Genomic DNA, 23,329 nt, shown 5'->3' with positions numbered 1-23,329 from the left:
CCCAAGCACTAGCTATGAAAAGAAGTTCTTACACCATGACCATTCGGAATCAACTGATTTTAGGGGGAGATAAGCCGGTGTTGTTTTCCGGTCCCTGTGCGGTGGAAAGCCTGGACATTTGTCTGGAAATCGGAAGCAAGGTGAAAGCGTATGCCCAAAGTCATGGATTTGAATACGTTTTCAAGGCCTCCTTTGATAAGGCCAACCGAACTTCCGGTAATTCCTTTCGGGGCATTGGCTTTGATCAGTCCCTGAAGGTACTCGAAGAAGTAGGGAAGCAACTGGAAGTCCCCTTACTTACGGATGTACACGAAAGCTACCAGATAGAATCTGTGGCTTCTATCGTAGATGTCATCCAAATCCCAGCGTTTTTGTGCCGGCAAACCGATCTCTTACTGGCCGCTGGAAATTCCGGAAAAGCAGTCAAAATAAAAAGGGGGCAATTCATGGCCCCGGAAGACATGCAGTTCGCCGTGGATAAAATTCGCTCCACGGGCAATCAGAACGTATGCCTGACAGAGAGGGGTTTTGCCTTAGGCTACCATAATTTGGTGGTGGACATGCGTGCGCTACCGATAATGAGGCAGTATGCACCGGTGGTGTTCGATGTGACCCACAGTGTGCAGCAACCCGGAGCCAACCTGGGAAGCAGTGGCGGACAGCGGCAAATGGCTCCCTACCTGGCTCGTGCAGCCGGAGCTGCGGGGGTAGATGGTTTTTTTATAGAAACCCACCCCGAACCTTCCAAGGCGCTTAGTGATGGCCCTAACATGGTTCCGCTTTCCCAAATGGAAGCATTTCTCGCTATGATCAGGGAGGCCTGGGAGATGGGGGACCGATATAAAGATTTTTCACTGATATGAGTACAGTTATCGGTTTCCGGATACTCCTTCTTCTCCTGCTATCAACCCTGTCAGAAGTGACCTTTTTCCCGATAAAGGCTTTTTCAAACGATGCCCCTATTGCGTTGGAAATCAGATCCCTGCTGGAAGGAAACGAAACCCAGCTAAGCGTTGCGAACAACCCAACCCCTATCCATTCCAGGTCTACTCTGCTCACCTTCTACTCCGAGAGAGCCTTTCTTCCCGGATGGTCGGGTGCACAACAACCCACCTGTAAGGCTAGGGAACTTCTGTATTTAATCCGCCAGGCGAGGTTCGATGGGTTGGTGCCTGAGGATTATCACCTTGAAGCTGTCAACGCCCTTTTTGATAAAGACATGGCAGGAACATCCCTCTCGGAAAGAGAACTTGCCCTGTTGGATATTCTTCTTAGCGACGCATTTGTTTTGTATTCCCATCATCTTTTTAAAGGAAAAGTCCACCCCGAGCACCTCAGGGGAACTTGGGATATCCGAAGCAAGGAAAACGAACCCGGTATTTTGGGGAAATTGAACCTTGCGTTGGCAGGCGACAATGTTCGGGACGTGCTTCAAAGTCTGAGACCCCGATTTCCCGTATACGAAAGAATGCGGCTATCGATGAAGAAATACCAACGAATGGCAAATGCCTACGAAGGGAAAAACTGGATGCCATTAGCTACAGAAGAGCCGGTGAAAATCAACCAACGACACGGACAGATTCCCATCATTCGGGAGAAATTAGTTTTTTGGAAGGATATGGTAGGTCTCCCCCTCCCGGAGGAGGAATTGCATGTATACGATAGCGTCACAGCAGAAGGCGTGAAAAATTTCCAATTGAGAAATGGGCTTCAGCCAGATGGGGTACTTGGCCGGGCTACCCTCGAAGCCCTTAACCAGAGTCCGCAACAATTAATGGATAAGGTAGCGGTGAATTTGGAGCGCATAAGGTGGCTGCCGGATACCACGCTACAGAAATTTATTCTGGTAAACATTGCCAACTATTCCATGGATCTAATCCGCAATCGGGACACCCTGCTTCATTCCAATGTAATTGTCGGTAAATCCTACCGGAAAACACCCGTGTTTAATGCAGACATGAGCTACCTGGTTTTTAGTCCTACCTGGACCATTCCCCCCACTATCCTAAAAAATGACGTGCTACCTGCTATCCGGAAAAACGTCAATTACCTGGCCCAAAAAAATATGCGGGTGATCGATCCGTCAGGACAGGAAATCAACCCTACCACCGTGGATTGGCAGCAAATGACCGGAGCCAATTTCCCCTACCTGATCCGGCAGAATCCCGGCCCCCAAAATTCCCTGGGATTGGTCAAATTCATGTTCCCCAATTCCTACAGTGTTTACATTCACGATACCCCTTCCAGGGAATTGTTTTACAGAGAAGACCGGGCACTGAGTTCCGGCTGCATCCGCATAGAGAAGCCTTTTGAATTGGCCCAGTTATTATTGAAAGACCAGCCTCTTTGGTCGGATGAACGAATCCGGAGTGCTATGCAGCAAAATACAGAACAAATCGTCAGACTAAATCAAAAGATTCCTGTTATCATCCTTTACCTAACCTTTTGGACCGATTCCAACCATAATGAAAATATTCGAAAGGATATTTATGATCGTGACAGTGAACTTTTAAAATTGCTGCAGACCCCTGTCGCTTTCAGCGTTGTGGGAGAGGAAAATTGACTTCTCCTTATATGATTCCTGGCTGGCATGAATGTAAAGACAGCTTTTGTCCCGAATCAGGTCGATCACCTCTTCGTGATTTTCCTTTGGAAGTGCCGGACAGCCCAGGCTTCTGCCTAACCTTCCGTGCCTCTTAACAAACGTTTCCGTTGCATAGTCAGCCGAATGGATTACGATAGCCCTGGTTCGGGCCTGATCATTGATTCCCTCTTCCAATCCATCCAGACGTAATGAAGCCCCGTGCTTGCCCACATACCTTTCTCCTGTGAGGTAAAAGCCCAGACTACTCATAAAACTCTCCGATTTATTGGAGAATTTTCTGGCTAGTAACTCCCCGGAATTCCTACCGTGTGCAACCAGCGATTCATGAGTCAGGCTTTTAGTATTCATGTCGATGATCCATAATCTCCGTTCGGTAGAAGGCAAATCAAAATCGATAATGGTAAGGGGTTTGCCCTCAGGTAATATCCCTTTTTCGATCAGAATGCGGTAGCCCTGAACCGCTACCTTCAAAACCTCTTTCCGTAATGCCGGAGCTTGTTTTCTTACATTTGTCCAAATGCTTTCTGCCAATTCAGGGGGGCTGTTGGGTTCAGGAGCCATTAATTGCGTGGAAGCCTTTAAATCCGACACCGACACGTTTGCATCGCCAGAAGAAAACACTGAGCTGGCGAAAAAAAGAAGAATGATTACAAGTTGTTGCATGGATTAAATTTTAGTTTCATGCCGGATCAGGATGAAAGGATCCGCCGCCAAAGGTAACTTAATAACACCATTTGATTTAGGTTAAGTTTCACTCCCCTAATTTATTTTGATGCTTTTCTTTCGGTTAATATTTTTTTTATTTTGAACCCAACAGGCTTATTTTCTTGTTGTTTGGCTTGAAAAATGCTTAACATCAAACGATTTGTTGTCCTTTTTCCTTTGAGAAGCCAGCAACTCCAAAGATAAACGTGGAGTTTTTGTTGAGTTTTTTGAATTAAATAATAAACAAAGAAAGGGAAATCCCTGTTAGTGAATCTATGAAATTAGCCATCTACCGAAAAGAACATTTCAATGCGGCCCATCGGCTCCATAATCCTGCCTGGACAGCAGAAAAGAACAAACAGATTTTCGGAAAATGCAATAATCCGAACTATCATGGTCATAATTATGACTTAATTGTGAAGTTGGAAGGACCAATTGACCCGGAGACGGGGTATGTATATGATATGAAACGATTGAAAGACGTTATCCGGGAACATATAACTGATAAATTCGATCACAAAAACCTAAATTTAGACACAGATGAATTTAAAGCACTTAACCCAACTGCAGAAAACATTGCTGTGGTTATTTGGAATATTTTGAGGGAAAAAATAGAAAAGAAATACGACTTAACAGTTCGATTATATGAAACAGAAAGAAACTTTGTTGAATTCAGCGGGAATTGATCTTAATCAGACCATTGAAGAATTGGGAGATGAACACCTTTCATCTTCTCACGATACACCATTAAGAGAGGATGCATTCGAAATGGATGATGATCTCAAAATGGAATTAATAGAAAAACATTTTAAAGAAATCATGCATGTTCTCGGCTTGGACCTCTCAGATGACAGTCTGAAAGGCACCCCAAAACGAGTGGCAAAGATGTTTATAAAAGAAGTTTTTAGCGGCCTTGACCCAAAAAACAAGCCTGAAGCGAAGCTTTTTGAAAATAAATTTCGCTACAATGAAATGTTGGTTGAAAAAGACATCACCTTCTATTCTCATTGCGAGCATCATTTTGTTCCGATTTATGGCAAGGCACATGTGGCCTATATTTCTAATGGCCATGTGATTGGTTTATCCAAAATAAATCGCATTGTCCAATATTTTGCCAAAAGGCCCCAGGTCCAGGAACGATTAACGGTACAAATTGGAAACGAACTGAAAGCTGCCTTAAACACGGAGGATGTAGCGGTAATATTGGATGCCGATCACATGTGCGTATCCAGTAGAGGCGTTCGAGATACGAGTAGTAGCACGGTAACGTCCTTTTACAGCGGTCGATTCGAGAACGAAGACCAGAAGCGAAACGAATTTCTCAAATACCTGGAATTGCCCAGGTAATCTTACCGAGAAATCCGTTTATTGCGGTTACCATCTTGATTCTAAATAATTACTCCGTCGATTAAATATCGGGGGAGTTTTTTTTGAAATGGATGAATCCTCTTTTTCGCTACTTTTAATAAAACAATTTGAAGGTTTATTCATTATTATTTACGTAGCAACTACATATTATGAAAAATAGTAACATAGTAATAATCGGAGGAAATAGTGGAATCGGAGAGAAAGTTAACGCATTGCTTCAAGCTGAAGGAGCCAATGTGTTTTCTTATTCCCGATCTCAGGAAGGTGAAAACAAATTGGATGTGACGGAAGACTTTGAAGAAATTGCGGGTGTGCCTGAAAAAATTCACGGAGTGGTATATTGTCCAGGAACCATTCAATTGAAACCCTTTCACCGCTTCAACCTGGCCGATTTCAGGAATGATCTAGAAATAAATTACCTGGGGGCGATAAAGGTCTTGCAGGCCCTTCAGCGACCACTAAAAAAATCAGGTGCCGCATCCGTGGTGCTGCTTAGTACTGTGGCCGTTCAGACGGGTTTGGGTTTTCACGCATCCATCGCAGGGGCGAAAGGAGCGGTGGAAGGACTGGGGCGTTCTCTTGCTTCCGAATGGGCGGCGGCAGGCATTCGGGTAAATATCGTGGCCCCTTCGCTTACGGACACTCCCCTTGCAGAAGCGTTACTTTCCAGCCCTGAAAAAAAAGAAGCTGCTGGAAAAAGGCATCCTTTGGGACGGTTTGGCAGGGTGGAAGATATGGCAGAAGCCATTTTATTTTTACTTTCTGAAAAGTCCTCCTGGATGACCGGACAAGTAATAAAGGTCGATGGAGGTATGTCCGCCGTAAGATAAAAGTTTCGTTTCTTTAAAACCTTTATGTTGAACAAAGTGTAACGATTAGGGTATTGTCCCTGAAAAAATAATTGCATACTATATGAGGACTCCACCTGAATCATTTTTGATCTTTAAAGCAGAGCTTAAGAAAGCGCAGCTTGAAAAAGAGCGGTTGAGAAAGGCATATGAGGAAAAATTAGCCGAAATGAATCGCGAACTCTCTCGTTTAAAAGAGCAAATTGGAGCGCAGCAGGAATTGATGAAAACAACCATCAATTACGCGATCAAGTTAGAAGAAGACCTGGGTAATTTTAAAGAAGAGGTGGAAAATGAAAAAAAACATCGGAAAAACTCTTTTCATTAAATCCATTATTCAAAAATTCCGTAAATTAAAAGGTATTTGATTTAAAAAGAGGCAAAAATGAACGACACCCTAAATAAATCAGCGATGGAAAACTTTGACCTTTCTTTTGAAGGAAGGTATGCCAAAGTATATGTCGATGAATCCCGTGGAATAATCATTTGCGAACTGCTTGTGGATTATGTTCCCATTGAAGATTTTAAAGACACATTCTACAAAATAGCATCAGTCGTTAAAAAGGGTTCTTACCATAAATTTATTTTTGACAAAAGAGCATTGCGTGCCTTCCACCAGCCCAGTATGGAGTGGTATTTTTTAGATTGGAAAAAGGCAATGTATTTTGAGGGCATTACCGTACACCGTAAAATCCTTCCGCCGGAAAAATGGTTTGAAAAAATGGTGATGATTGCCAAAAAGCAAATCCTTGAGAATAATCCGGGAAACATTATCGAAAATCTGGACATTAAATATTGTGATTCTATGGAGGAAGCAATTCTAACCTGATGAAGCACTTTACCCAGCAAGAGATCCTTCAGACAGACAAATCCTTCCGCAGGGATTTTGTTAATTGCCTGAGTGGCTACAAAAGTCTTAACCTCATTGGAACGGTTAATCTGCAAAACAACGAAACCAACCTGGCACCTTTTTCCCAGGTTTTCCACATCGGAGCCTCGCCGCCAACGGTAGGGGTTTTATTCAGACCACATACGGTTGAAAGACACACCCTTGAAAACATCATCCAAAATGGCTTTTTTACACTAAATCATGTTACTGAAGCCATTTACAAACAAGCCCATCATTGCGCTGCACGTTGGCCCATTTCAGAATTTAAGGGCACCGGACTAACAGAAGAGTACAGAGACGAATTCCCTGCCCCCTATGTAATGGAAAGCCCCTTGAAGGTGGGTTGTACGCTCCTGGATCGGCAAACCCTCTCTGTAAGTGATACGGTACTGGTTATTGGAAGCATCGATCAGGTCTATGTTCAGGAAGATGCTCTAGGGAAGGAGGGTTTTATTGACCTTGAAAAACTCGGTACGGTTACGGTGTCCGGACTGGATGGTTATCACTTAGGCAAAAAATTAGCCCGACTAGCCTATCCCAAACCTGATCAACCGGTCAAAGAAATAGGTAACTCTTAAAAAGGATTGGAATAAGTCAGGGAAAACCAGAAAACCGGGATTAGATTAGATAAAAATCTTTTAATAGTGTGTCCGGTCCCGATACCATTCCCGGTCTCCACCCATATTTTTGTGCTTGACTGTTCTGACGTATTTATTATTGCGGCAGAGCTTACAGCTACATGGCTTTCCCTGCGCCTTGAAGGCATAACTCTTCTTGGGGTCATATCCCATGGCTTTGCACCTTCTGATGTACTTGAGCTTTGTCAGTTCTTCGCGTCTTCCTTTGTTCATGTAGCGAGCGATTTTCTAATTTCCATTACCTGGCACCTGAGAGTTGGGGCATTTTGTTCATCAAGGAACATTGTTGGGCTACATTAAATCCAAATGACACTTAGCTTACTTTTTAGTCTACCTGCCAGCTGATTTCCACCTTCTTTTTGCCCCACTCTTTAGCTTGCCCCACATTTTCCCCCATATAGATATCAATCTTCTGTTTCCACCGTTTGTTCATTTTATCCAACACGGTGAATTTTCCTGGCAAGCCCGCTATCGATACCTTCGAGCCATGTTCAATGCCCTCAAGCTCCAGCAAATCCCTTGAAACGGCGATCGCTTTCATACCTGGCTGGAGTTGATCTCCCCAGGCGGCTGTCACGGCATCTCCCTTTTTGGTCTGGCTCTCTAATGAATTGTAGGCCGTAGCCGTTACTTTCATTGTTTTGGTTTCCGTGCAGGATACCAGAAACAATAGACAAGAAAAAACGATAAGGTGATGATTTTTGGTACGATACTTCATGATTCAATGTGATTAACAGCTATAGCTCCTGGAGATTCCATTTTCCCCATTACTAAATGGAGCCCATGCACATGTAGTAGGTAGAAAATGCGCGGACGCAGCGAAGGTTATACCGGTGTTTAGGCTTGCAGAATTGGCAGATTACCAGGTCACTACACGTCGTTTATAAGTACAAATATACAAAAAATACATCAAATCCCGGCGCGGGAAAGGACCCATCCAATCAAGGTCTTTGTCGAAACCTTGATAAGGGGAACAAAAACGCGTCGGTGAGTTAACGATAAAACCCCATAAACTGTAACTACTGAATGGTATATTCTTGCACAAATGGCCGACCACCAGCTGTCATTCCTTCTATTCTTAATCGCCCGCTGAACGCTTCAAGATACTGGCCTATTTCCTCCGGGTCTTCTGCCGGTTTCTCATTAACTTGGGTAAGGATGAACCCTTCTCCCATCCCTAAATCCCTAAGGTAGCCTCTGGTCAGCCCCGTTATTTTCACTCCATATTCCAAGCCAAAACGATCCATTTCAATTGTATTAATGGATTCTAGTTTTGCCCCAAGCAAAGGGGAGGAGTAAAAAGATTTTTCAATAATTCCGGTTCCTCCTAATAGATTTTGGAGCGTTAATTCTGATTCTTGACGGACGTTATCCCTCAGGTAGGCCACCTTTACCTTATCCCCTGGATAATAGTAAGACAATGCTTCTTCAAAACTACCTTTTCCTGAAATGGGATTTCCATCTATACTCACGATTACATCGTTTTGCTGAATACCGGATCTTTCTGCTGCACCATTTCGAATGACGTGGGAGACCACCACTCCATCCAGCGATTTCAGATTCATTTCTTCGGCCAGCTCCGGCGTAATTTCACCGACTTCCAGCCCAGGAATGGCCTTTTGAACCTCTCCAAACCGAATCAGGTCGTTGGCAATTTTGGTCGCAATATCCACCGGAACAGCGAATCCATATCCGGTGTAAGATCCGGTTCGGCTCAAAATAGCCGTATTGATTCCCACCAATTCTCCGTTGACATTTACCAGCGCACCTCCCGAATTTCCAGGATTGATCGGTGCATCTGTCTGAATGAATGACTCCAATGGAAATTCTCCTCCCATGATATTGATTTGTCTCTCCTTTGCCGATACGATACCTGCGGTCACTGTGGAAGTTAGGTTAAAGGGGTTTCCAACTGCCAGCACCCATTCCCCTATTCGTAGAGATCGGCTACTGCCAATTTCTATGGCTGGCAGACCGTCGGCCTCAATTTTTAACACGGCAATATCCGTATTGGCATCGGCTCCAATCAAGCTGGCTTTATAGGTTCGTTTTTTATGGACCACCTCGATGGTTTCTGCCCTTTCCACTACATGATTATTGGTAATGATGTATCCGTCCTCAGAAAAAATCACCCCTGATCCGGTACTTACGGTCGGCTGTGGAACTCCCTGACCGAAGAAATAATCAAAAATACTGTACCTCCGGGAGTCTGTTCCAGAAAAGTTTTTTATAAACACCACTGATCCGGTACTTTTTTCAGAAGCGTCTACAAATGAGTCCGGAACCCTCTCCGTTTGATTTTTATCGGTTTCTTCCCTTTCATTTGACCCTTCCTCCACATTGGAGGTGCGGTAGCCCAGGTTTTCCTGCCATTCTTGATCTGGAAGGTTATTCTGAGGGACATCCAGTTGAGTAGCAAAAAACCACGCTCCCAAAATTCCCCCTATAAATGAAGTGATGATGACAACCAAATATTTTTGCATAACTTTGTGACTAGTTTTTCTGTTTTACGAAAACCTCCAATATCCCATCGGTTAATTTAACACAATTTAGTAAAGAAACCGGGGCCACCTTTTAGGCCGATGTAATTTCTAATTCTATGCCAAAAAAGGGGAATGTGTAAAAAGGTCAAAAAAATCAGGGAAAACTGTTTTTACCTTGTAAATTTGTCAGTAGTTTTAATTGAAGCTGCCGGATTTAGCAGTGTACTTTTTTAAGAAAGTAAAACGACCCCATGTCAACAATCAAAAGAGTGGCTATCCTGGGTTCCACGGGAAGCATTGGCACCCAAACCCTGGAAGTCATCCAACAACATCCGGAAAAATTTCAGGCCGAAATTCTGACTGCCCAGAACAATAAGGAATTACTTATTGAGCAGGCCATCCGCTTTCAGCCCAATGCGGTGGTGATCGGGAATGAGGCCTTGTATGCCGATGTCAAGCAGCGACTAGCGAAGTATCCTATAAAAGTATTTGCAGGTCAAAATGCAATTGCCTCCATAGTAGAAATGGAAACGGTAGACATTGTGCTGACTGCCCTGGTGGGTTATGCCGGACTTATTCCGACGTTAAAAGCAATCGAGGCGGGAAAACCCATTGCACTTGCCAACAAGGAAACCATGGTAGTGGCGGGAGATCTGGTCACCCGTAGAGCCCGGGAAAAAGCAGTCAATATCTATCCGGTAGACTCCGAGCATTCTGCCATATTCCAATGTTTGGTGGGTGAATTCCACAATCCCATTGAAAAAATAATTCTGACTGCATCCGGTGGGCCTTTTCGGGGAAAAGATAAAAAATTCCTGGCGGGTGTCACCAAGGAACAGGCCCTAAAGCACCCCAATTGGGACATGGGAGCCAAGATCACCGTCGATTCGGCCTCGCTGATGAATAAGGGTTTGGAAGTAATTGAAGCCAAGTGGCTTTTTAATTTGAAAACAGACCAAATTGAGGTAGTGGTCCACCCGCAATCCATCATTCATTCACTGGTTCAGTTTGAAGATGGGTCTATAAAAGCGCAACTTGGTCTACCCGATATGCGTATCCCCATACAATTTGCATTGTCCTACCCGGATCGGATTAAATCCTCATTCCCCAGGTTTGATTTCAAAAAATACCCGAACCTGGAATTTGAAGAACCCGATAAAGAAACGTTCCGAAACCTAGGCCTGGCATTCCAGGCCCTGGAAAAAGGAGGAAACGTGGCTTGTTCTCTAAATGCTGCCAACGAAGTAGCCGTGGCAGCATTTTTGCAGGATCGAATAGGATTTCTTGAAATGTCCGACTTGATTGAACAGAGTATGGAAAAAATTGGTTTTATTGAAACGCCGAGTTTGGATGATCTCATTCAAACCGATCAGGAAACCCGGAAATTATCAGAACAAATCATCAGTAGATTATAAAGAATGGATACATTAATAATGGTAGCACAATTGCTACTGGGCTTGTCACTATTGGTAGGTCTGCACGAAATGGGACATTTGCTGGCAGCAAAATTATTTGGCATGCGGGTAGAAAAGTTTTCCATCGGTTTTCCTCCCAAAATCGCCGGTTTTCAATGGAAGGGCACTGAATATTCCCTTGGAGCCATTCCTTTGGGAGGCTTTGTCAAAATCTCCGGAATGGTCGACGAGTCCTTGGATTCAGAACAAATGTCCGCCGAGCCACAGCCCTGGGAATTTAGATCCAAACCAGCCTGGCAGCGCTTAATCGTTATGTTAGGAGGTATTTTCGTAAACGTTGTTACGGGTGTGTTCATTTTTATTTTTTTGGTATACGATAGAGGGGAAACCTTTTATTCCAGAGACCAGGTGATGGAACATGGAATAGTGGCGTATGACATTGGAGAGCAGATCGGTTTGCAGGACGGAGATAAAATACTGGATATCAACGGCATTCCTTATGAATCTGTGAACGACCTCAGTAGTGGCGATGCCTTGTTGAGTTCTGATGGGTTTTATACCGTGGAACGAGGGGGTGAACGCCTGCGTGTGGACATTCCCAGAGGATTCATTAACTCCTTTTCTAACGAAGAAAGCATGTCAAACTTCGTGCAGATCCGGTTTCCCTTTGCTGTATTGGACGTAAGTCCTGATGGCAATGCAGAAAAAGCCGGATTGCAGCCCGGAGATAAAATACTTGCCGTCAATGAGACGGAAGTTTATTATTTCAATGAACTCCAGGCGGCCTTGGAAGAACAAAAAGGCCAGGACGTGGAGCTTATCATAGAAAGGGAGAAACAGGAATTGATAACCCAAGTGGATGTCAGCGAAGAGGGTACGATCGGTATTGCAGTAGAAAACCTGTTGGAACCGGTGAGAAAAACCTATTCTTTTTTGGAGTCAATTCCTATAGGAACCGAAAGAGCCTTTAGTATCGTAATTATCAATGCCCGGGCCATGGGCAAAATGTTTACCGGAGAGGTTTCTGCCAAGAATGTCAGCGGTCCCATCGGCATGGCAAAAATTTATGGTTCTACCTGGGATTGGACTAAATTCTGGTCTATTACCGGTCTGATTTCCATGATTCTGGCATTTATGAACCTCCTTCCCATTCCCGCCCTGGATGGTGGACATGTCATGTTTTTATTATATGAAATGATTTCAGGCCGAAGTCCTTCGGATCGCTTTCTGGAAAATGCACAGAAAGTAGGAATGGTATTGCTTCTGGCAATCATGGTATTTGCCATCGGCAATGATATACTTAAAATATTCACAGGTGCCTGACCCTGACTCACTGGCAAAGTGAAAGCTTTTCCAGCAGGACGCAAGGCTTGTGACACGTATTACTTTACTACCTGACAATTTGTTCGTAGTACCAAGTTGGCACAAGCCTTGGTTACTTTTACCGTAATCTCTGGCTTACCAGAGGTTTTTTCAACATCAAAAATTAAACATGGCATTACACCTGTCATTCTGTCTGTATGAACAATAACGACAATCAACTATATCATTCATTAATGTTAGGCGATTATTCGGGAGAAGGAGATCTGATACAACTGATTACTGATGACGAGGATGAGAGCGCATTACAAGAAGAGAACCTGTCCAAAGAAATACCCATTCTTTCGGTAAGAAATACGGTCTTGTTTCCCGGAGTGGTAATCCCTATAACGGTAGGCAGGCAACGGTCTATTAAGCTGGTCAAGAAAGCTCAAAAAGGAGATAAACTTATTGGGGTTTGTGCGCAGAAAAATCCCAACATGGAAGATCCTTCCTGGGAAGACATTTACCATGTGGGAACATTGGCAAAGATCATCAAGATGATTGTCTTGCCGGATGGAAACACAACCATAATCATTCAGGGGAAAAAACGCTTTGAGATCGATAAAGAACTTACGGAGGATCCCTATTTTTTGGCAAATGTACGCTACCTGGAAGAAACCTTTCCCAACAATAGCGAGGAAATCGAGGCCCTTGAGCAGTCCTTGAAAGAGGCCGCATTTAAAATACTACAGTTAAATCCAGAGATCCCGCGAGAGGCTCAGGTAGCCCTGGACAACATTGACAGCACGCCCTTTCTAACGCATTTTCTCTCCTCCAATATCAATGCCCCGGTGGAATCCAAGCAAAAACTGCTGGAAATAAACGATGGTATTGAGCGGGCGACGCTATTGCTGGAATTCATGATGAAGGACATACAGATGCTGGAGCTCAAAAGCGAAATCCAGAAAAAAGTCCACACAGATATCGACCAGCAACAACGGGACTACTTCCTTCGACAGCAGATGAAAGTGCTGCAAACGGAATTGGGCGAAGAAGGACCGGAAAAAGAAGTGGAAGAACTTCGCTCCAAAGGAAAGCGGAAAAAATGGCCTAAGGAAGTGGCTTTGCAGTTCAATAAAGAACTGGATAAAATCCTACGGATGAATCCCGCAGCAGCGGAATACCCAATCTCCCTTAATTACGCTGAGGTGTTGGTAGAACTTCCATGGAATGAATATACTACAGATAATTTTGACCTCAATCGGGCCAAAAAAATCCTTGACAGGGACCATTCTGGCCTGGATAAGGTAAAAGATCGGATAATTGAGTACCTGGCCGTTTTAAAGTTAAAACAAGATTTGAAAGGACCCATCCTTTGTCTTTATGGACCTCCGGGGGTTGGAAAAACCTCCCTTGGCAAATCCATCGCTAAAGCTCTGGGAAGAAAGTACATCCGTATGTCTCTTGGAGGACTTCATGATGAGGCGGAGATCAGGGGCCACAGAAAAACCTATGTGGGTGCTATGCCTGGAAAAATTATCCAGAATATGAAAAAGGGTAAGTCCTCAAACCCCGTATTCGTACTGGATGAAATTGACAAGTTGAGTTCCGATTTTAGAGGGGATCCTTCCTCTGCATTTCTGGAGGTTTTAGATCCCGAGCAAAATAGTGCTTTTGTAGACAATTACCTGGAGGTAGATTACGATTTATCAAAGGTCTTATTTATAGCTACTGCCAACACCCTTGAAACCCTACAACCTGCTCTTCGGGACCGTATGGAGATCATTGAGGTGACAGGGTATACCATGGAGGAAAAAGTAGAAATCGCTAAAAGACACCTAGTGCCCAAACAACGTAAAGAGCATGGCTTAAAAGCCAAAGACGTCAACTTCGCCAGAGAGGCACTGGTCAAAATTATTGAGGACTATACGAAAGAATCGGGAGTTCGAAGCCTGGAGCGGCAAATCGGGAAAATGATACGAAATATTGCCAAATCGATCGCTTTGGAAGAAACCTACCAGAAAAAAATAACGCCCCAAATGGTGCGTAAAGTGCTGGGCGGTGAAATCTTTGACAAAGAAATCTATCAGGACAATTCGCTGGCGGGAGTAGTCACTGGACTGGCATGGACCTCCGTAGGTGGTGAAATCCTTTTTATAGAGGCAAGTATCAGTCGTGGAAAAGGAAAATTGACCCTTTCCGGTCAATTAGGAGATGTCATGAAAGAATCAGCGATGACGGCCATTTCCTACCTTAAATCGCAGGCAGACACCCTGAATATTGATCACCGGGTATTTGACCAATACGATCTGCATATACACGTTCCCGCAGGGGCGGTGCCGAAAGATGGCCCTTCTGCCGGGATTACCATGCTCACGGCCATTGCCTCCGTTTATACCCAGCGAAAAGTAAAATCCAAGCTGGCGATGACAGGTGAAATTACCCTCCGAGGAAAAGTAATGCCGGTTGGGGGAATCAAGGAAAAAATTCTGGCTGCCAAACGGGCAGGAATCCAGGATATCCTGCTTTGTAAGCGTAACCAGCGGGATATTGAAGAAATAGATGAAAGCTATCTTAAAGGAGTTAACTTCCATTTTGTGGACCATGTAAGTGAGGTATTGCGCATCGCGCTGCTTCCCGAAACAGTGGACCATCCGGTGACGTTTACCTTTAATACAAAATCCCGGGAAAACGGGGGAAACTAAAGACAGGAACACCATGAATCATTTGACACCAAAGCAGATTGTTGCTGAGTTGGATAAATACATTATTGGGCAAAATGATGCCAAAAGAAATGTAGCCATCGCACTTAGAAACCGGATCAGAAGACTGATGGTCAAGTCCGAACTTCAGAAAGACATCGTCCCCAATAATATTCTAATGATTGGATCCACCGGGGTAGGTAAAACAGAAATCGCTCGAAGACTAGCCAAAATCGCCAATGCTCCTTTTACCAAGGTGGAGGCCTCTAAATTTACCGAGGTAGGTTATGTGGGCAGGGATGTAGAATCCATGGTCCGGGACCTGGTAGAACATGCCATCAATTTGGTCAAGGAAACCAAAAACGAAGAAGTGAAAGAAAAGGCAGCCCTGATTGTAGAAGACATGCTACTGGATATCCTTATTCCTCCGGTAAAAGGAAGTGGATTTACTCCCAGTACTACTTCCAGAGAGAATTTCAACCCGGATCAGGCCTCCGAGCAGGAATTGAATGAAAAAACACGCGAACGGTTTCGGGAAAAATTAAAAGACGGGGAACTGGAATCGCGGAAAATCGAGATCAATGTCAAACAATCTGCTTCTTCGGGAATAGGCATGATTGGCAATGGTATGATGGATGAAGCCAGTATGGCCGGTATTCAGGACATGCTGAGCAATATGATGCCTAAAAAAACCAAAAAAAGAAAAGTAACCATCTCCGAAGCCAGGAAAATTTTAATGGAGGAAGAAGCCTCCAAATTAATTGATTTCGATGAGGTAAAGGAGCAGGCAATTCATCTCGCTGAAAATAACGGCATTATTTTTATTGACGAGATCGACAAAATTGCATCTGGTTCCGGAAAATCCGGAGGAGGGCCAGATGTGAGTCGTGAAGGCGTGCAAAGAGATTTACTCCCCATTGTCGAAGGAAGTGCCGTAAACACCAAGTATGGCCTGGTTCACACCGACCACGTATTGTTCATTGCCGCAGGAGCCTTTCACGTCAGCAAACCTTCGGATCTTATTCCGGAATTACAGGGCCGGTTTCCGATCCGGGTAGAATTATCCAGCCTGACCAGGGGTGATTTCTATAAAATCCTGAAGGATCCCAAAAATGCCCTGACCAAACAATACCAGGCTTTGTTTGAAGCAGAGCAAGTATACCTGGAATACACGGATGATGCCATCCATGAGATCGCCGCCTTGGCCTTCAGCATCAACGAAGAGGTGGAAAACATTGGTGCCAGAAGACTTCATACCGTAATGAGCCACCTTTTAAACGATTTTCTTTTCGAGGTTCCCGACACGATCGGACCCAATAGTAAAATCATGATTACCAAAGAAATGGTTCAGGAAAGGCTAAGCAGTCTGGTCAAGAACCGAGATCTTTCTCAGTATATCCTATAAGGGGAGAGGGCCGTTAACCCATTCATTAAGACCGGGGAACAACCCCAGAGGGAAGCATGGGCAAATCATAAAGTTTGACCCCGACGGCATCGTCTATCGCATTTCGAATCGCAGGAGCAATGCACGTAATGGGCGCTTCGCCTGCTCCGGACGAGGGAAGATCCTTGCGGTTGACCAGCACAACCTTCATTTCTGGAACGTCCTTGAATCGCGGAACCCTGTAGGAGGATAGAAATGCGTTGGAAACATTCCCTTCATTAAATTCAACGGCCTCAAAGAGTGCCCCTCCCAGCCCCTGCAGCACACATCCGGTAATTTGACTCTCCAAATGCCTGGGATTCAGAATTGCTCCGCATTCAAAAGCAGTAACCGCCCCCAAAACCTTCAATTCCCTGCTGTCAGGATCTACCGCCACTTCCGCAAAGGTGGCCACAAAACCTCCCTTTACCGCCGCACAGGCCATCCCAAATCCATGGTTGGCACTAACCTTTTTTCGGTTCCAACCAAAGGACTTGCCAGCAGCCTTGATAACGGCTTTTAAGCGTTCGTCTTCCAGATTATCCAAGCGGAATTGCATTGGGTCCGTCCGGGCCATTCCCGCGAGGTCATTGACGATGGATTCGATGGCAAAGATATTCGCCGTAGATGCCAATGCACGATAGGATCCCTGCCTTAAGGGAGAATCAGAGCGGTGGTATTCCTGGTAGTTGTTCTGTCCGGAATAAGGGGATGAGATTCCGGCTCCCCCCGAATTGAAATTATGAAATTCCCAGGAGGAGATTCGGTTACCAGTTAGGGCTGCCTTTACCCGAATCAACCCCGCCGGTCTGAAATAAGCCCACTTAAACTCCTCTTCCCTGGTCCAATTGACTTTGACCGGTCGGCCTGTTGCTTTGGCTAGTTTGGCGGCTTCTATTCCGGCCTCTCCCGTATGCTTTCCTCCATATCCGGAGCCGGTATCGGGCATGTATACCCTGATTTTTTCCTTGGGAATAGAAAACGCATGCTCAAGCTCTTCCTGAACCCCAAAGGGTCTTTGCGTGCCCGTCCAGACTTCCAGTTGGTCACCGGTCCACCGGGCCAAACCCGCTCTGGGTTCCAGGGGCACGTGTGCGATATAGCTGACCTTAAAATCATGCGCCACTTTTGTAGTAGCATTACTAAAGGCATCCGTAACTGCCGCTGGTACCGGATCGGTATTCCCGGCACTTTCCTCCAAGTGCTCAAATAACTGATTGCCGGGGACCTGTGGGGATTTTTCCCATTCGGCTTCGATCATGGCAAGTGCCATTGCGGCCGTTCGGGAATTTGCTGCCGTCACGCCAATAAAGTCCCCCTCTTTTACCACCTGCACACCAGGCAATTCGGCGGCACGGGTAGTATCTGCCCGAAGCAGTTTAGCACCATATACAGGAGCTCGGAGCACTTTCCCATATACCATGTCAGGAAGTACCCTATCCGAGACATACCGATGCTTACCGGTAATAAAATCTTCTCCATTTATTTTACCCACAGAGGTTCCGGAAACCTTCCATTTATCCGGATGAATGGTCTTTACGTTTTCATCCATAGGTTGAAGCAAATGCTTGGCTTTGGCGAGACTTCCATAGCCCAGTTTCTTCCCATTTCCAGGATGCTGTACAGTGCCTTTTTCTAAGGTCAGCTCCACTTCTCCGAGGTTCCACTCCTTTCTTGCCTCCTGTAGCAATATTTCCCGCAGGCTGGCCGCCGCTTTTCGCAAAATGGGTGCCATCTGCGGGGTAGTAAGACTTCCGTAGGTACCCCTGTCGTAGGGAGTAAGCTGCGTATCCCCCATGACCAGCGTAATAGCCGAAACCGGAACGAAAAGCTCCTCGGCCACCACCTGCGTCAGGGAGGTCCGGATATTTTGCCCTACTTCCACTTTCCCGGTATACACCGTGATGGCTCCCGTTTCGGAAACATGAATCCAGGAAGACAGTTGATCAGGAACCGCCTGTGCATTTTCTCCGGGAAAAAGGGCTTCGGAAGCCAGGTAATCTGTCCAAACGAAATAAGTGGCAATTCCGGTCCCCATATATTTGAAGAACTTTCTCCTGCTGATCCCCTTTTCCGGATCCGGTTTTTTCATTGTATCGGGTTGATTATTCAGGGTATCTTTCATCCTTTAGTCTCTGTTTGAGTTAATTTATGGAGTGCTTTCACAATAGCGGGGTAGGTGCAACACCTGCATATATTTCCATTCATCCCGTCAATAATCTCCTGTTCTCCCATTGCCTTTTGGTTTTCCACCAGTGCGACTGCGGTCATGATCATTCCGGGAGCGCAATAGCTGCACTGAAACACGTCCTCCTCCAGAAAAACTTGCTGAACCGGATGCAACTTCCCTTCGGTTTCCAATCCTTCTATGGTTAGGACCTGTTTTCCCTGTACACTGGTTACAGGAGTAATGCAGGCGGGAGTGGGTGTGCCATTTACCAACACCTTGCAGGCTCCACAAGCTGCTTCCCCACAACCATATTTGGTTCCAGTGAGATCCAGTTGCTCCCGGAGAACCTCCAGTAGGCTGGGGTTCCCATCGACTTCCACAGTATATTCTTTATTATTTACACTAATTTTCATGATATCCTTTGGGTTTCCATCTATATCGATTAATTTAATTAATTCAACGGAGAAATACAATGAACCTGTTCAGTAAAGTGAGACCAGCAGCACAATCTCCATTTATTTTCCATATATCCGTAAAATCTTTGGTGGGCAAGGACATTTTAAATAATTTTGGGATTCTTAATTTAATACTGTCGGGATCAAACCTTAAAATAAACAGTAAAAAACCGGAATTTGCCAAAATTCGCTGTCAGAACCATGGAGACAACTGACAGTCCTGCCCAATTCCTTTTTGAGACAAGATACATCAAATGAAAAAAAGAGCTGTAATTACAGGCGTTCATGCCTGGGTACCGGATTATATTTTGGACAACAAAGAACTGGAAACCATGGTTGATACCAATGACGAGTGGATCACCAGCAGGACCGGAATCAAAGAAAGAAGAATATTAAAAGGAGAAAATCAGGGTACGTCCGTGATTGGCACCGAAGCAGTAAAAGGACTACTTGAAAAAACCAATACCAACCCGGAGGAAATTGATTTAATTATTTGTGCAACGGTGACCCCTGACATGCTTTTTCCTGCCACTGCCAATATTGTGGCGGATAATGTTGGAGCAAAAAATAGCTATAGTTTTGACATCTCTGCTGCCTGTTCGGGATTTTTATATGCCCTGACCATCGCCAGCAAGTTTATTGAAACTGGAGCTCATAAGAAAGTGATTGTAATCGGTGCGGACAAAATGTCCTCCATCGTGAATTATCAGGACCGAACCACCTGTATTATATTTGGGGACGGCGGCGGAGCGGTCCTTCTGGAGCCTACCGAGGAATCATTGGGAATAATGGATTCTTTACTCCATACCGATGGTTCCGGTGCTGATTTTCTGCACATGCGGGCAGGGGGCAGTCGAAAGCCAGCCACATTGGAAACCGTTAAAAACCGGGAACATTCCGTTTTTCAGGAAGGCTCAACGGTATTTAAATTTGCCGTTACCAAGATGGCTGACGTGAGTGCCGAGATCATGAAAAGAAATCAGCTTGACGCAAAGGATGTGGCCTGGCTGGTCCCACATCAAGCAAATAAAAGGATTATTGATGCCACGGCAAACCGAATGGGCATCGGGCCGGAAAAAGTTATGTTGAACATTGAAAAATACGGGAATACCACCGCCGGCACCTTACCGTTATGCCTTTGGGATTACGAATCCCAGCTAAAAAAAGGTGATAATTTGATCCTGGCGGCATTTGGGGGAGGGTTTACCTGGGGAGCGATATATTTAAAATGGGGATACGACCCGCAACGTTAAAAAACTTATAATAACCGTTATATATGGCAAGCACAGCTGATTTTAAGAATGGACTTTGTTTAGAATTCAACCACGACATCATGGCGATAGTTGATTTTCAGCATGTCAAACCCGGCAAAGGCCCCGCATTTGTAAGAACCAAGCTCAAAAGCCTCACCACAGGTAAAGTGCTGGACAAAACTTTCAATGCAGGAGAAAAGGTAGTCACTGCCAGAGTCGAGAAAAGACCTCATCAATACATCTACAATGACGATTTTGGTTTTCATTTTATGGATACCGAAACGTTCGAGCAGATTCCGATTGAAAAAAAGCTGATCGAAAGATCCGAACTGCTGAAAGAAGGGCAGGTTGTGGATATTTTGATTCATGCAGAAACAGAAAAGCCTCTGGGGGTGGAACTTCCGCCTTTCGTAGAACTGATGGTGACCTATACAGAGCCGGGGATCAAAGGAGATACGGCTACCAATACCCTGAAACCGGCCACATTGGAAACAGGTGCAGTTGTCATGGTGCCGCTTTTTGTAGAACAGGATATTCTTATTAAAGTAGATACTCGGGACGGTTCCTACTCGGAAAGGGTGAAATAATGCTGATATTTCAGCAGAAATTAATTATATTACATAGTTTTAATAAATAAAAACAGAACCTCGTCAACAGGGAAATCCTTTTCTCTGAAGATAACCAAATAAACTGATTTATGAAGGCAAAAGAAATACAAGAATTAATTGACTTTATTTCAAATTCCGGGCTGGCCGAAGTCAAAATTGAAACGGATGAATTCAAGCTTTCTATCAAGAAAAATTCAGAAAACCCTGTCGCAAAAAGTGTCGATAATCCCCCTGTGGTCCGACAAGAAGCTCGACCGGCAGCGGATTCGCAGGAAAACACCAATCCCGGCGGTTCCCATTTTCTGGAAGTAAAATCTCCCATGATTGGTACTTTTTACCGATCGCCCAATCCTGATTCTGATTTTTTTATCAATGTGGGTGATAGCATTCAAAAAGGACAAACGGTCTGTATCATCGAAGCCATGAAGCTGTTTAATGAGGTAGAATCTGAAGTTTCCGGAAAAATAGTGAAGGTCTTGGTAGAGGATGCTTCTCCCGTTGAGTACGATCAACCGCTTTTTCTGGTCGAACCTCAGAATTGATCGTTTTTTCCAATTAAATTGACTCAAAACAACGTGTTTAATAAAATATTAATAGCCAATAGAGGGGAAATTGCACTAAGGATCATCCGAACCTGTAAGGAAATGGGCGTGAAGACAGTTGCGGTCTATTCCACTGCCGATAAAGATAGTTTGCACGTGCGTTTCGCAGACGAAGCAGTTTGCATCGGTGCTCCGCCCAGTAAAGATTCATACCTAAATATTCCCCGGATTATCGCAGCGGCAGAAATCACCAATGCAGATGCCATTCATCCAGGTTATGGGTTCCTTTCCGAAAATGCTGAATTTTCACGTATTTGTGAAGAATACAACATTAAATTTATTGGTGCCAGCCCGGAAATGATCAACCAAATGGGGGATAAGGCCACAGCCAAGGCCACCATGGAAGCAGCAGGGGTACCCACCATCCCTGGTTCCAAGGGCTTGTTAAAATCCGTTGAAGAGGGCTTGGTTTTGGCTGAGGAAATTGGATACCCGATCATCCTAAAAGCCACCGCTGGAGGTGGCGGGCGGGGCATGCGAATCGTCAAGGAGCCTGCTGGTTTTAAAAAAGCCTGGGATGATGCCCGGCAGGAATCCGCCGCAGCATTTGGCAATGCCGGATTGTACCTCGAAAAATTTGTGGAAGAGCCTCGGCACATCGAAATTCAAATCATAGGAGATTCCACTGGAAAAGCCTGTCATTTATCAGAAAGGGATTGCTCCATTCAACGGCGGCATCAAAAACTCGTGGAAGAAACGCCTTCCCCTTTTATTACGGATGAACTTCGGGAGAAAATGGGAAAAGCTGCCATAAAAGGGGCAGAAGCCATCTCCTACGAAGGAGCCGGTACCATTGAATTTCTCGTGGATAAAAACCGTAATTTCTATTTTATGGAAATGAATACCCGGATTCAGGTAGAACATCCCATTACAGAGGAAGTGACGGATTTTGATCTTATTAAAGAACAAATTAAGGTCGCCGCAGGGGAGCCCATCAGTGGTAAAAATTATTTTCCAAAATTGTATGCCATGGAATGCCGGATTAACGCCGAAGACCCTTCCAATGGTTTCAGGCCTAGCCCGGGCAAAATTGTAAATCTGCATTTGCCTGGCGGAAAAGGGGTCCGAATTGACAGCCATGTCTATGCCGGTTATGTGATTCCTCCCAATTACGATTCCATGATCGCCAAGTTGATCGTAAGTGCACAGTCCAGACAAGAAGTAATCGTCCGGATGAAACGCGCCTTGGCAGAGTTTGTAATTGATGGCATCAAGACCACTATTCCTTTTCACCTGGCGCTGCTGGATGACCCAGAATTTGTCGCTGGTAATTTTACAACCAAATTCCTGGATACCTTTGATTTTTCCAGCATTTCTCAGGAAAAAAGCTAACTCAAACATTCATCTTTTGAATTCTGATTTTCAGGTATTTTAGGGAAGACCATGGTCTTCCCTTTTTTAATTCTTGCCGCCTAAAGGAGTACTGTTTCCGCCTACCCTTCATTTTTAGGGCTATTTCACTAATCGCTTGTAATTTCAGCGATTAATTATGAAATTGTTGACTATTAGTAAATTAAGAAAGTCTGTAATCGATGCTTAGGTATTCCTTTTTATTATTAATCACCCTCTGCTGTTTGGCCTCCTGTTCGGAGAGTCCTTCGGAAGGAAATGGCCTGAATTCAACAGATCAGATCAGCTATAATTTCCATGTTCGCCCGCTTCTTTCGGACAATTGTTACGCCTGCCATGGGCCGGACGAAAACAAGCGGGAAGCCGGCCTGCGACTGGACCTGGCCGAGAGTGCCTATGCGGCGTTAAAGGAGAACCCCGAAGCCCATGCCATTGTACCCGGCAAGCCCAACGCCTCTGAAGTGATCAAAAGACTGGAGAGCAGCGACGAATCCGAAATGATGCCCCCTCCGG

General features: G+C 44.8%; 23 protein-coding genes. 17 read left to right on the top strand and 6 right to left on the bottom strand.

Annotated features, from left to right (window positions below):
* Nucleotides 1-14 precede the first annotated feature (14 nt).
* Together kdsA and GJS45_RS11380 are read left to right on the top strand one after the other, a co-directional pair.
* Nucleotides 15-863, top strand: coding sequence for a 3-deoxy-8-phosphooctulonate synthase (gene kdsA, locus GJS45_RS11385; RefSeq protein ID WP_162341970.1), 849 nt, complete (start codon nucleotides 15-17; stop codon nucleotides 861-863).
* A complete protein-coding gene (locus tag GJS45_RS11380; RefSeq protein WP_162341969.1) occupies nucleotides 860-2,563 on the top strand; it encodes a L,D-transpeptidase family protein in 1,704 nt (567 codons plus the stop codon). Before kdsA ends, GJS45_RS11380 begins: the two co-directional genes overlap by 4 nt.
* On the opposite strand, the gene GJS45_RS11375 is transcribed toward GJS45_RS11380, so the two are convergent.
* Entirely contained in the window at nucleotides 2,510-3,268 is a 759-nt protein-coding gene (locus GJS45_RS11375; protein WP_235954722.1) for a murein L,D-transpeptidase catalytic domain family protein, read from the bottom strand. The two genes, GJS45_RS11380 and GJS45_RS11375, sit on opposite strands and share 54 nt — an antisense overlap.
* Before the next feature lie 317 nt (nucleotides 3,269-3,585).
* Here GJS45_RS11375 and GJS45_RS11370 point away from each other — a divergent pair, with 317 nt between their 5' ends.
* The 6 genes from GJS45_RS11370 to GJS45_RS11345 all read left to right on the top strand — a co-directional run bounded on the left by GJS45_RS11370 (nucleotide 3,586) and on the right by GJS45_RS11345 (nucleotide 6,993).
* Nucleotides 3,586-3,996, top strand: coding sequence for a 6-pyruvoyl trahydropterin synthase family protein (locus GJS45_RS11370; RefSeq protein ID WP_162341968.1), 411 nt, complete (start codon nucleotides 3,586-3,588; stop codon nucleotides 3,994-3,996).
* Entirely contained in the window at nucleotides 3,956-4,657 is a 702-nt protein-coding gene (gene folE / locus GJS45_RS11365; protein WP_162341967.1) for a GTP cyclohydrolase I FolE, read from the top strand. The genes GJS45_RS11370 and folE overlap by 41 nt, the downstream gene beginning before the upstream one ends.
* 170 nt (nucleotides 4,658-4,827) lie before the next feature.
* Nucleotides 4,828-5,508 carry an SDR family NAD(P)-dependent oxidoreductase gene (locus GJS45_RS11360; RefSeq protein ID WP_162341966.1) on the top strand — a complete coding sequence of 227 codons (681 nt, stop codon included), beginning with the start codon at nucleotides 4,828-4,830 and terminating at the stop codon, nucleotides 5,506-5,508.
* 82 nt (nucleotides 5,509-5,590) lie between these two features.
* Complete coding sequence (locus tag GJS45_RS11355) at nucleotides 5,591-5,854, top strand: hypothetical protein (RefSeq protein WP_162341965.1); 264 nt, start codon at nucleotides 5,591-5,593, stop codon at nucleotides 5,852-5,854.
* A gap of 57 nt (nucleotides 5,855-5,911) precedes the next feature.
* The gene (locus GJS45_RS11350; protein WP_235954721.1) at nucleotides 5,912-6,355 is read left to right on the top strand and encodes a hypothetical protein; all 444 of its coding nucleotides are present in this window, start codon (nucleotides 5,912-5,914) and stop codon (nucleotides 6,353-6,355) included.
* On the top strand, nucleotides 6,355-6,993 hold the full coding sequence (locus tag GJS45_RS11345; protein WP_202928073.1) for a flavin reductase family protein: 639 nt from the start codon (nucleotides 6,355-6,357) through the stop codon (nucleotides 6,991-6,993). Before GJS45_RS11350 ends, GJS45_RS11345 begins: the two co-directional genes overlap by 1 nt.
* A gap of 60 nt (nucleotides 6,994-7,053) precedes the next feature.
* Here GJS45_RS11345 and GJS45_RS11340 read toward each other — a convergent pair whose 3' ends face one another.
* The 3 genes from GJS45_RS11340 to GJS45_RS11330 all read right to left on the bottom strand — a co-directional run bounded on the left by GJS45_RS11340 (nucleotide 7,054) and on the right by GJS45_RS11330 (nucleotide 9,536).
* On the bottom strand, nucleotides 7,054-7,266 hold the full coding sequence (locus tag GJS45_RS11340) for a hypothetical protein (protein WP_162341964.1): 213 nt from the start codon (nucleotides 7,264-7,266) through the stop codon (nucleotides 7,054-7,056).
* A gap of 112 nt (nucleotides 7,267-7,378) precedes the next feature.
* Nucleotides 7,379-7,771, bottom strand: coding sequence for a 3D domain-containing protein (locus GJS45_RS11335; protein ID WP_162341963.1), 393 nt, complete (start codon nucleotides 7,769-7,771; stop codon nucleotides 7,379-7,381).
* Nucleotides 7,772-8,072: 301 nt separating this feature from the next.
* A complete protein-coding gene (locus GJS45_RS11330; protein ID WP_162341962.1) occupies nucleotides 8,073-9,536 on the bottom strand; it encodes a S1C family serine protease in 1,464 nt (487 codons plus the stop codon).
* A 251-nt stretch (nucleotides 9,537-9,787) separates the two neighbouring features.
* On the opposite strand from GJS45_RS11330, the gene GJS45_RS11325 reads away from it, so the two are divergent.
* The 4 genes from GJS45_RS11325 to hslU all read left to right on the top strand — a co-directional run bounded on the left by GJS45_RS11325 (nucleotide 9,788) and on the right by hslU (nucleotide 16,360).
* Nucleotides 9,788-10,951: a 1-deoxy-D-xylulose-5-phosphate reductoisomerase gene (locus tag GJS45_RS11325; RefSeq protein ID WP_162341961.1), complete on the top strand. Its 1,164-nt coding sequence runs from the start codon at nucleotides 9,788-9,790 to the stop codon at nucleotides 10,949-10,951.
* Nucleotides 10,952-10,954: 3 nt separating this feature from the next.
* Nucleotides 10,955-12,274: an RIP metalloprotease RseP gene (gene rseP / locus GJS45_RS11320; RefSeq protein WP_162341960.1), complete on the top strand. Its 1,320-nt coding sequence runs from the start codon at nucleotides 10,955-10,957 to the stop codon at nucleotides 12,272-12,274.
* A 197-nt stretch (nucleotides 12,275-12,471) separates the two neighbouring features.
* The gene (gene lon / locus GJS45_RS11315; RefSeq protein WP_162341959.1) at nucleotides 12,472-14,958 is read left to right on the top strand and encodes an endopeptidase La; all 2,487 of its coding nucleotides are present in this window, start codon (nucleotides 12,472-12,474) and stop codon (nucleotides 14,956-14,958) included.
* Between the two features lie 13 nt (nucleotides 14,959-14,971).
* Nucleotides 14,972-16,360 carry an ATP-dependent protease ATPase subunit HslU gene (gene hslU, locus GJS45_RS11310; protein ID WP_162341958.1) on the top strand — a complete coding sequence of 463 codons (1,389 nt, stop codon included), beginning with the start codon at nucleotides 14,972-14,974 and terminating at the stop codon, nucleotides 16,358-16,360.
* Between the two features lie 25 nt (nucleotides 16,361-16,385).
* Here hslU and GJS45_RS11305 read toward each other — a convergent pair whose 3' ends face one another.
* Both GJS45_RS11305 and GJS45_RS11300 read right to left on the bottom strand, forming a co-directional pair.
* Nucleotides 16,386-18,503 carry a xanthine dehydrogenase family protein molybdopterin-binding subunit gene (locus GJS45_RS11305; protein WP_162341957.1) on the bottom strand — a complete coding sequence of 706 codons (2,118 nt, stop codon included), beginning with the start codon at nucleotides 18,501-18,503 and terminating at the stop codon, nucleotides 16,386-16,388.
* Nucleotides 18,500-18,961: a (2Fe-2S)-binding protein gene (locus tag GJS45_RS11300; protein WP_162341956.1), complete on the bottom strand. Its 462-nt coding sequence runs from the start codon at nucleotides 18,959-18,961 to the stop codon at nucleotides 18,500-18,502. The genes GJS45_RS11305 and GJS45_RS11300 overlap by 4 nt, the downstream gene beginning before the upstream one ends.
* A gap of 296 nt (nucleotides 18,962-19,257) precedes the next feature.
* Here GJS45_RS11300 and GJS45_RS11295 point away from each other — a divergent pair, with 296 nt between their 5' ends.
* The 5 genes from GJS45_RS11295 to GJS45_RS11275 all read left to right on the top strand — a co-directional run.
* Nucleotides 19,258-20,256: a beta-ketoacyl-ACP synthase III gene (locus GJS45_RS11295; RefSeq protein ID WP_162341955.1), complete on the top strand. Its 999-nt coding sequence runs from the start codon at nucleotides 19,258-19,260 to the stop codon at nucleotides 20,254-20,256.
* Between the two features lie 23 nt (nucleotides 20,257-20,279).
* A complete protein-coding gene (gene efp / locus GJS45_RS11290) occupies nucleotides 20,280-20,843 on the top strand; it encodes an elongation factor P (RefSeq protein ID WP_162341954.1) in 564 nt (187 codons plus the stop codon).
* A 110-nt stretch (nucleotides 20,844-20,953) separates the two neighbouring features.
* On the top strand, nucleotides 20,954-21,406 hold the full coding sequence (gene accB, locus GJS45_RS11285) for an acetyl-CoA carboxylase biotin carboxyl carrier protein (RefSeq protein WP_162341953.1): 453 nt from the start codon (nucleotides 20,954-20,956) through the stop codon (nucleotides 21,404-21,406).
* Between the two features lie 33 nt (nucleotides 21,407-21,439).
* Nucleotides 21,440-22,798 carry an acetyl-CoA carboxylase biotin carboxylase subunit gene (accC, locus tag GJS45_RS11280; protein WP_162341952.1) on the top strand — a complete coding sequence of 453 codons (1,359 nt, stop codon included), beginning with the start codon at nucleotides 21,440-21,442 and terminating at the stop codon, nucleotides 22,796-22,798.
* 242 nt (nucleotides 22,799-23,040) lie between these two features.
* Nucleotides 23,041-23,329: c-type cytochrome domain-containing protein (locus tag GJS45_RS11275; protein WP_394366586.1), on the top strand; the 289-nt coding region annotated here is incomplete at its 3' end.

The sequence above is a fragment of the Cyclobacterium salsum genome (genome assembly GCF_010119245.1).
GTDB classification, from domain to species: domain Bacteria; phylum Bacteroidota; class Bacteroidia; order Cytophagales; family Cyclobacteriaceae; genus Cyclobacterium; species Cyclobacterium salsum.
Note: the sequence above shows the minus strand (reverse complement) of the source record. Positions and strands in the feature narration are given on the sequence as shown.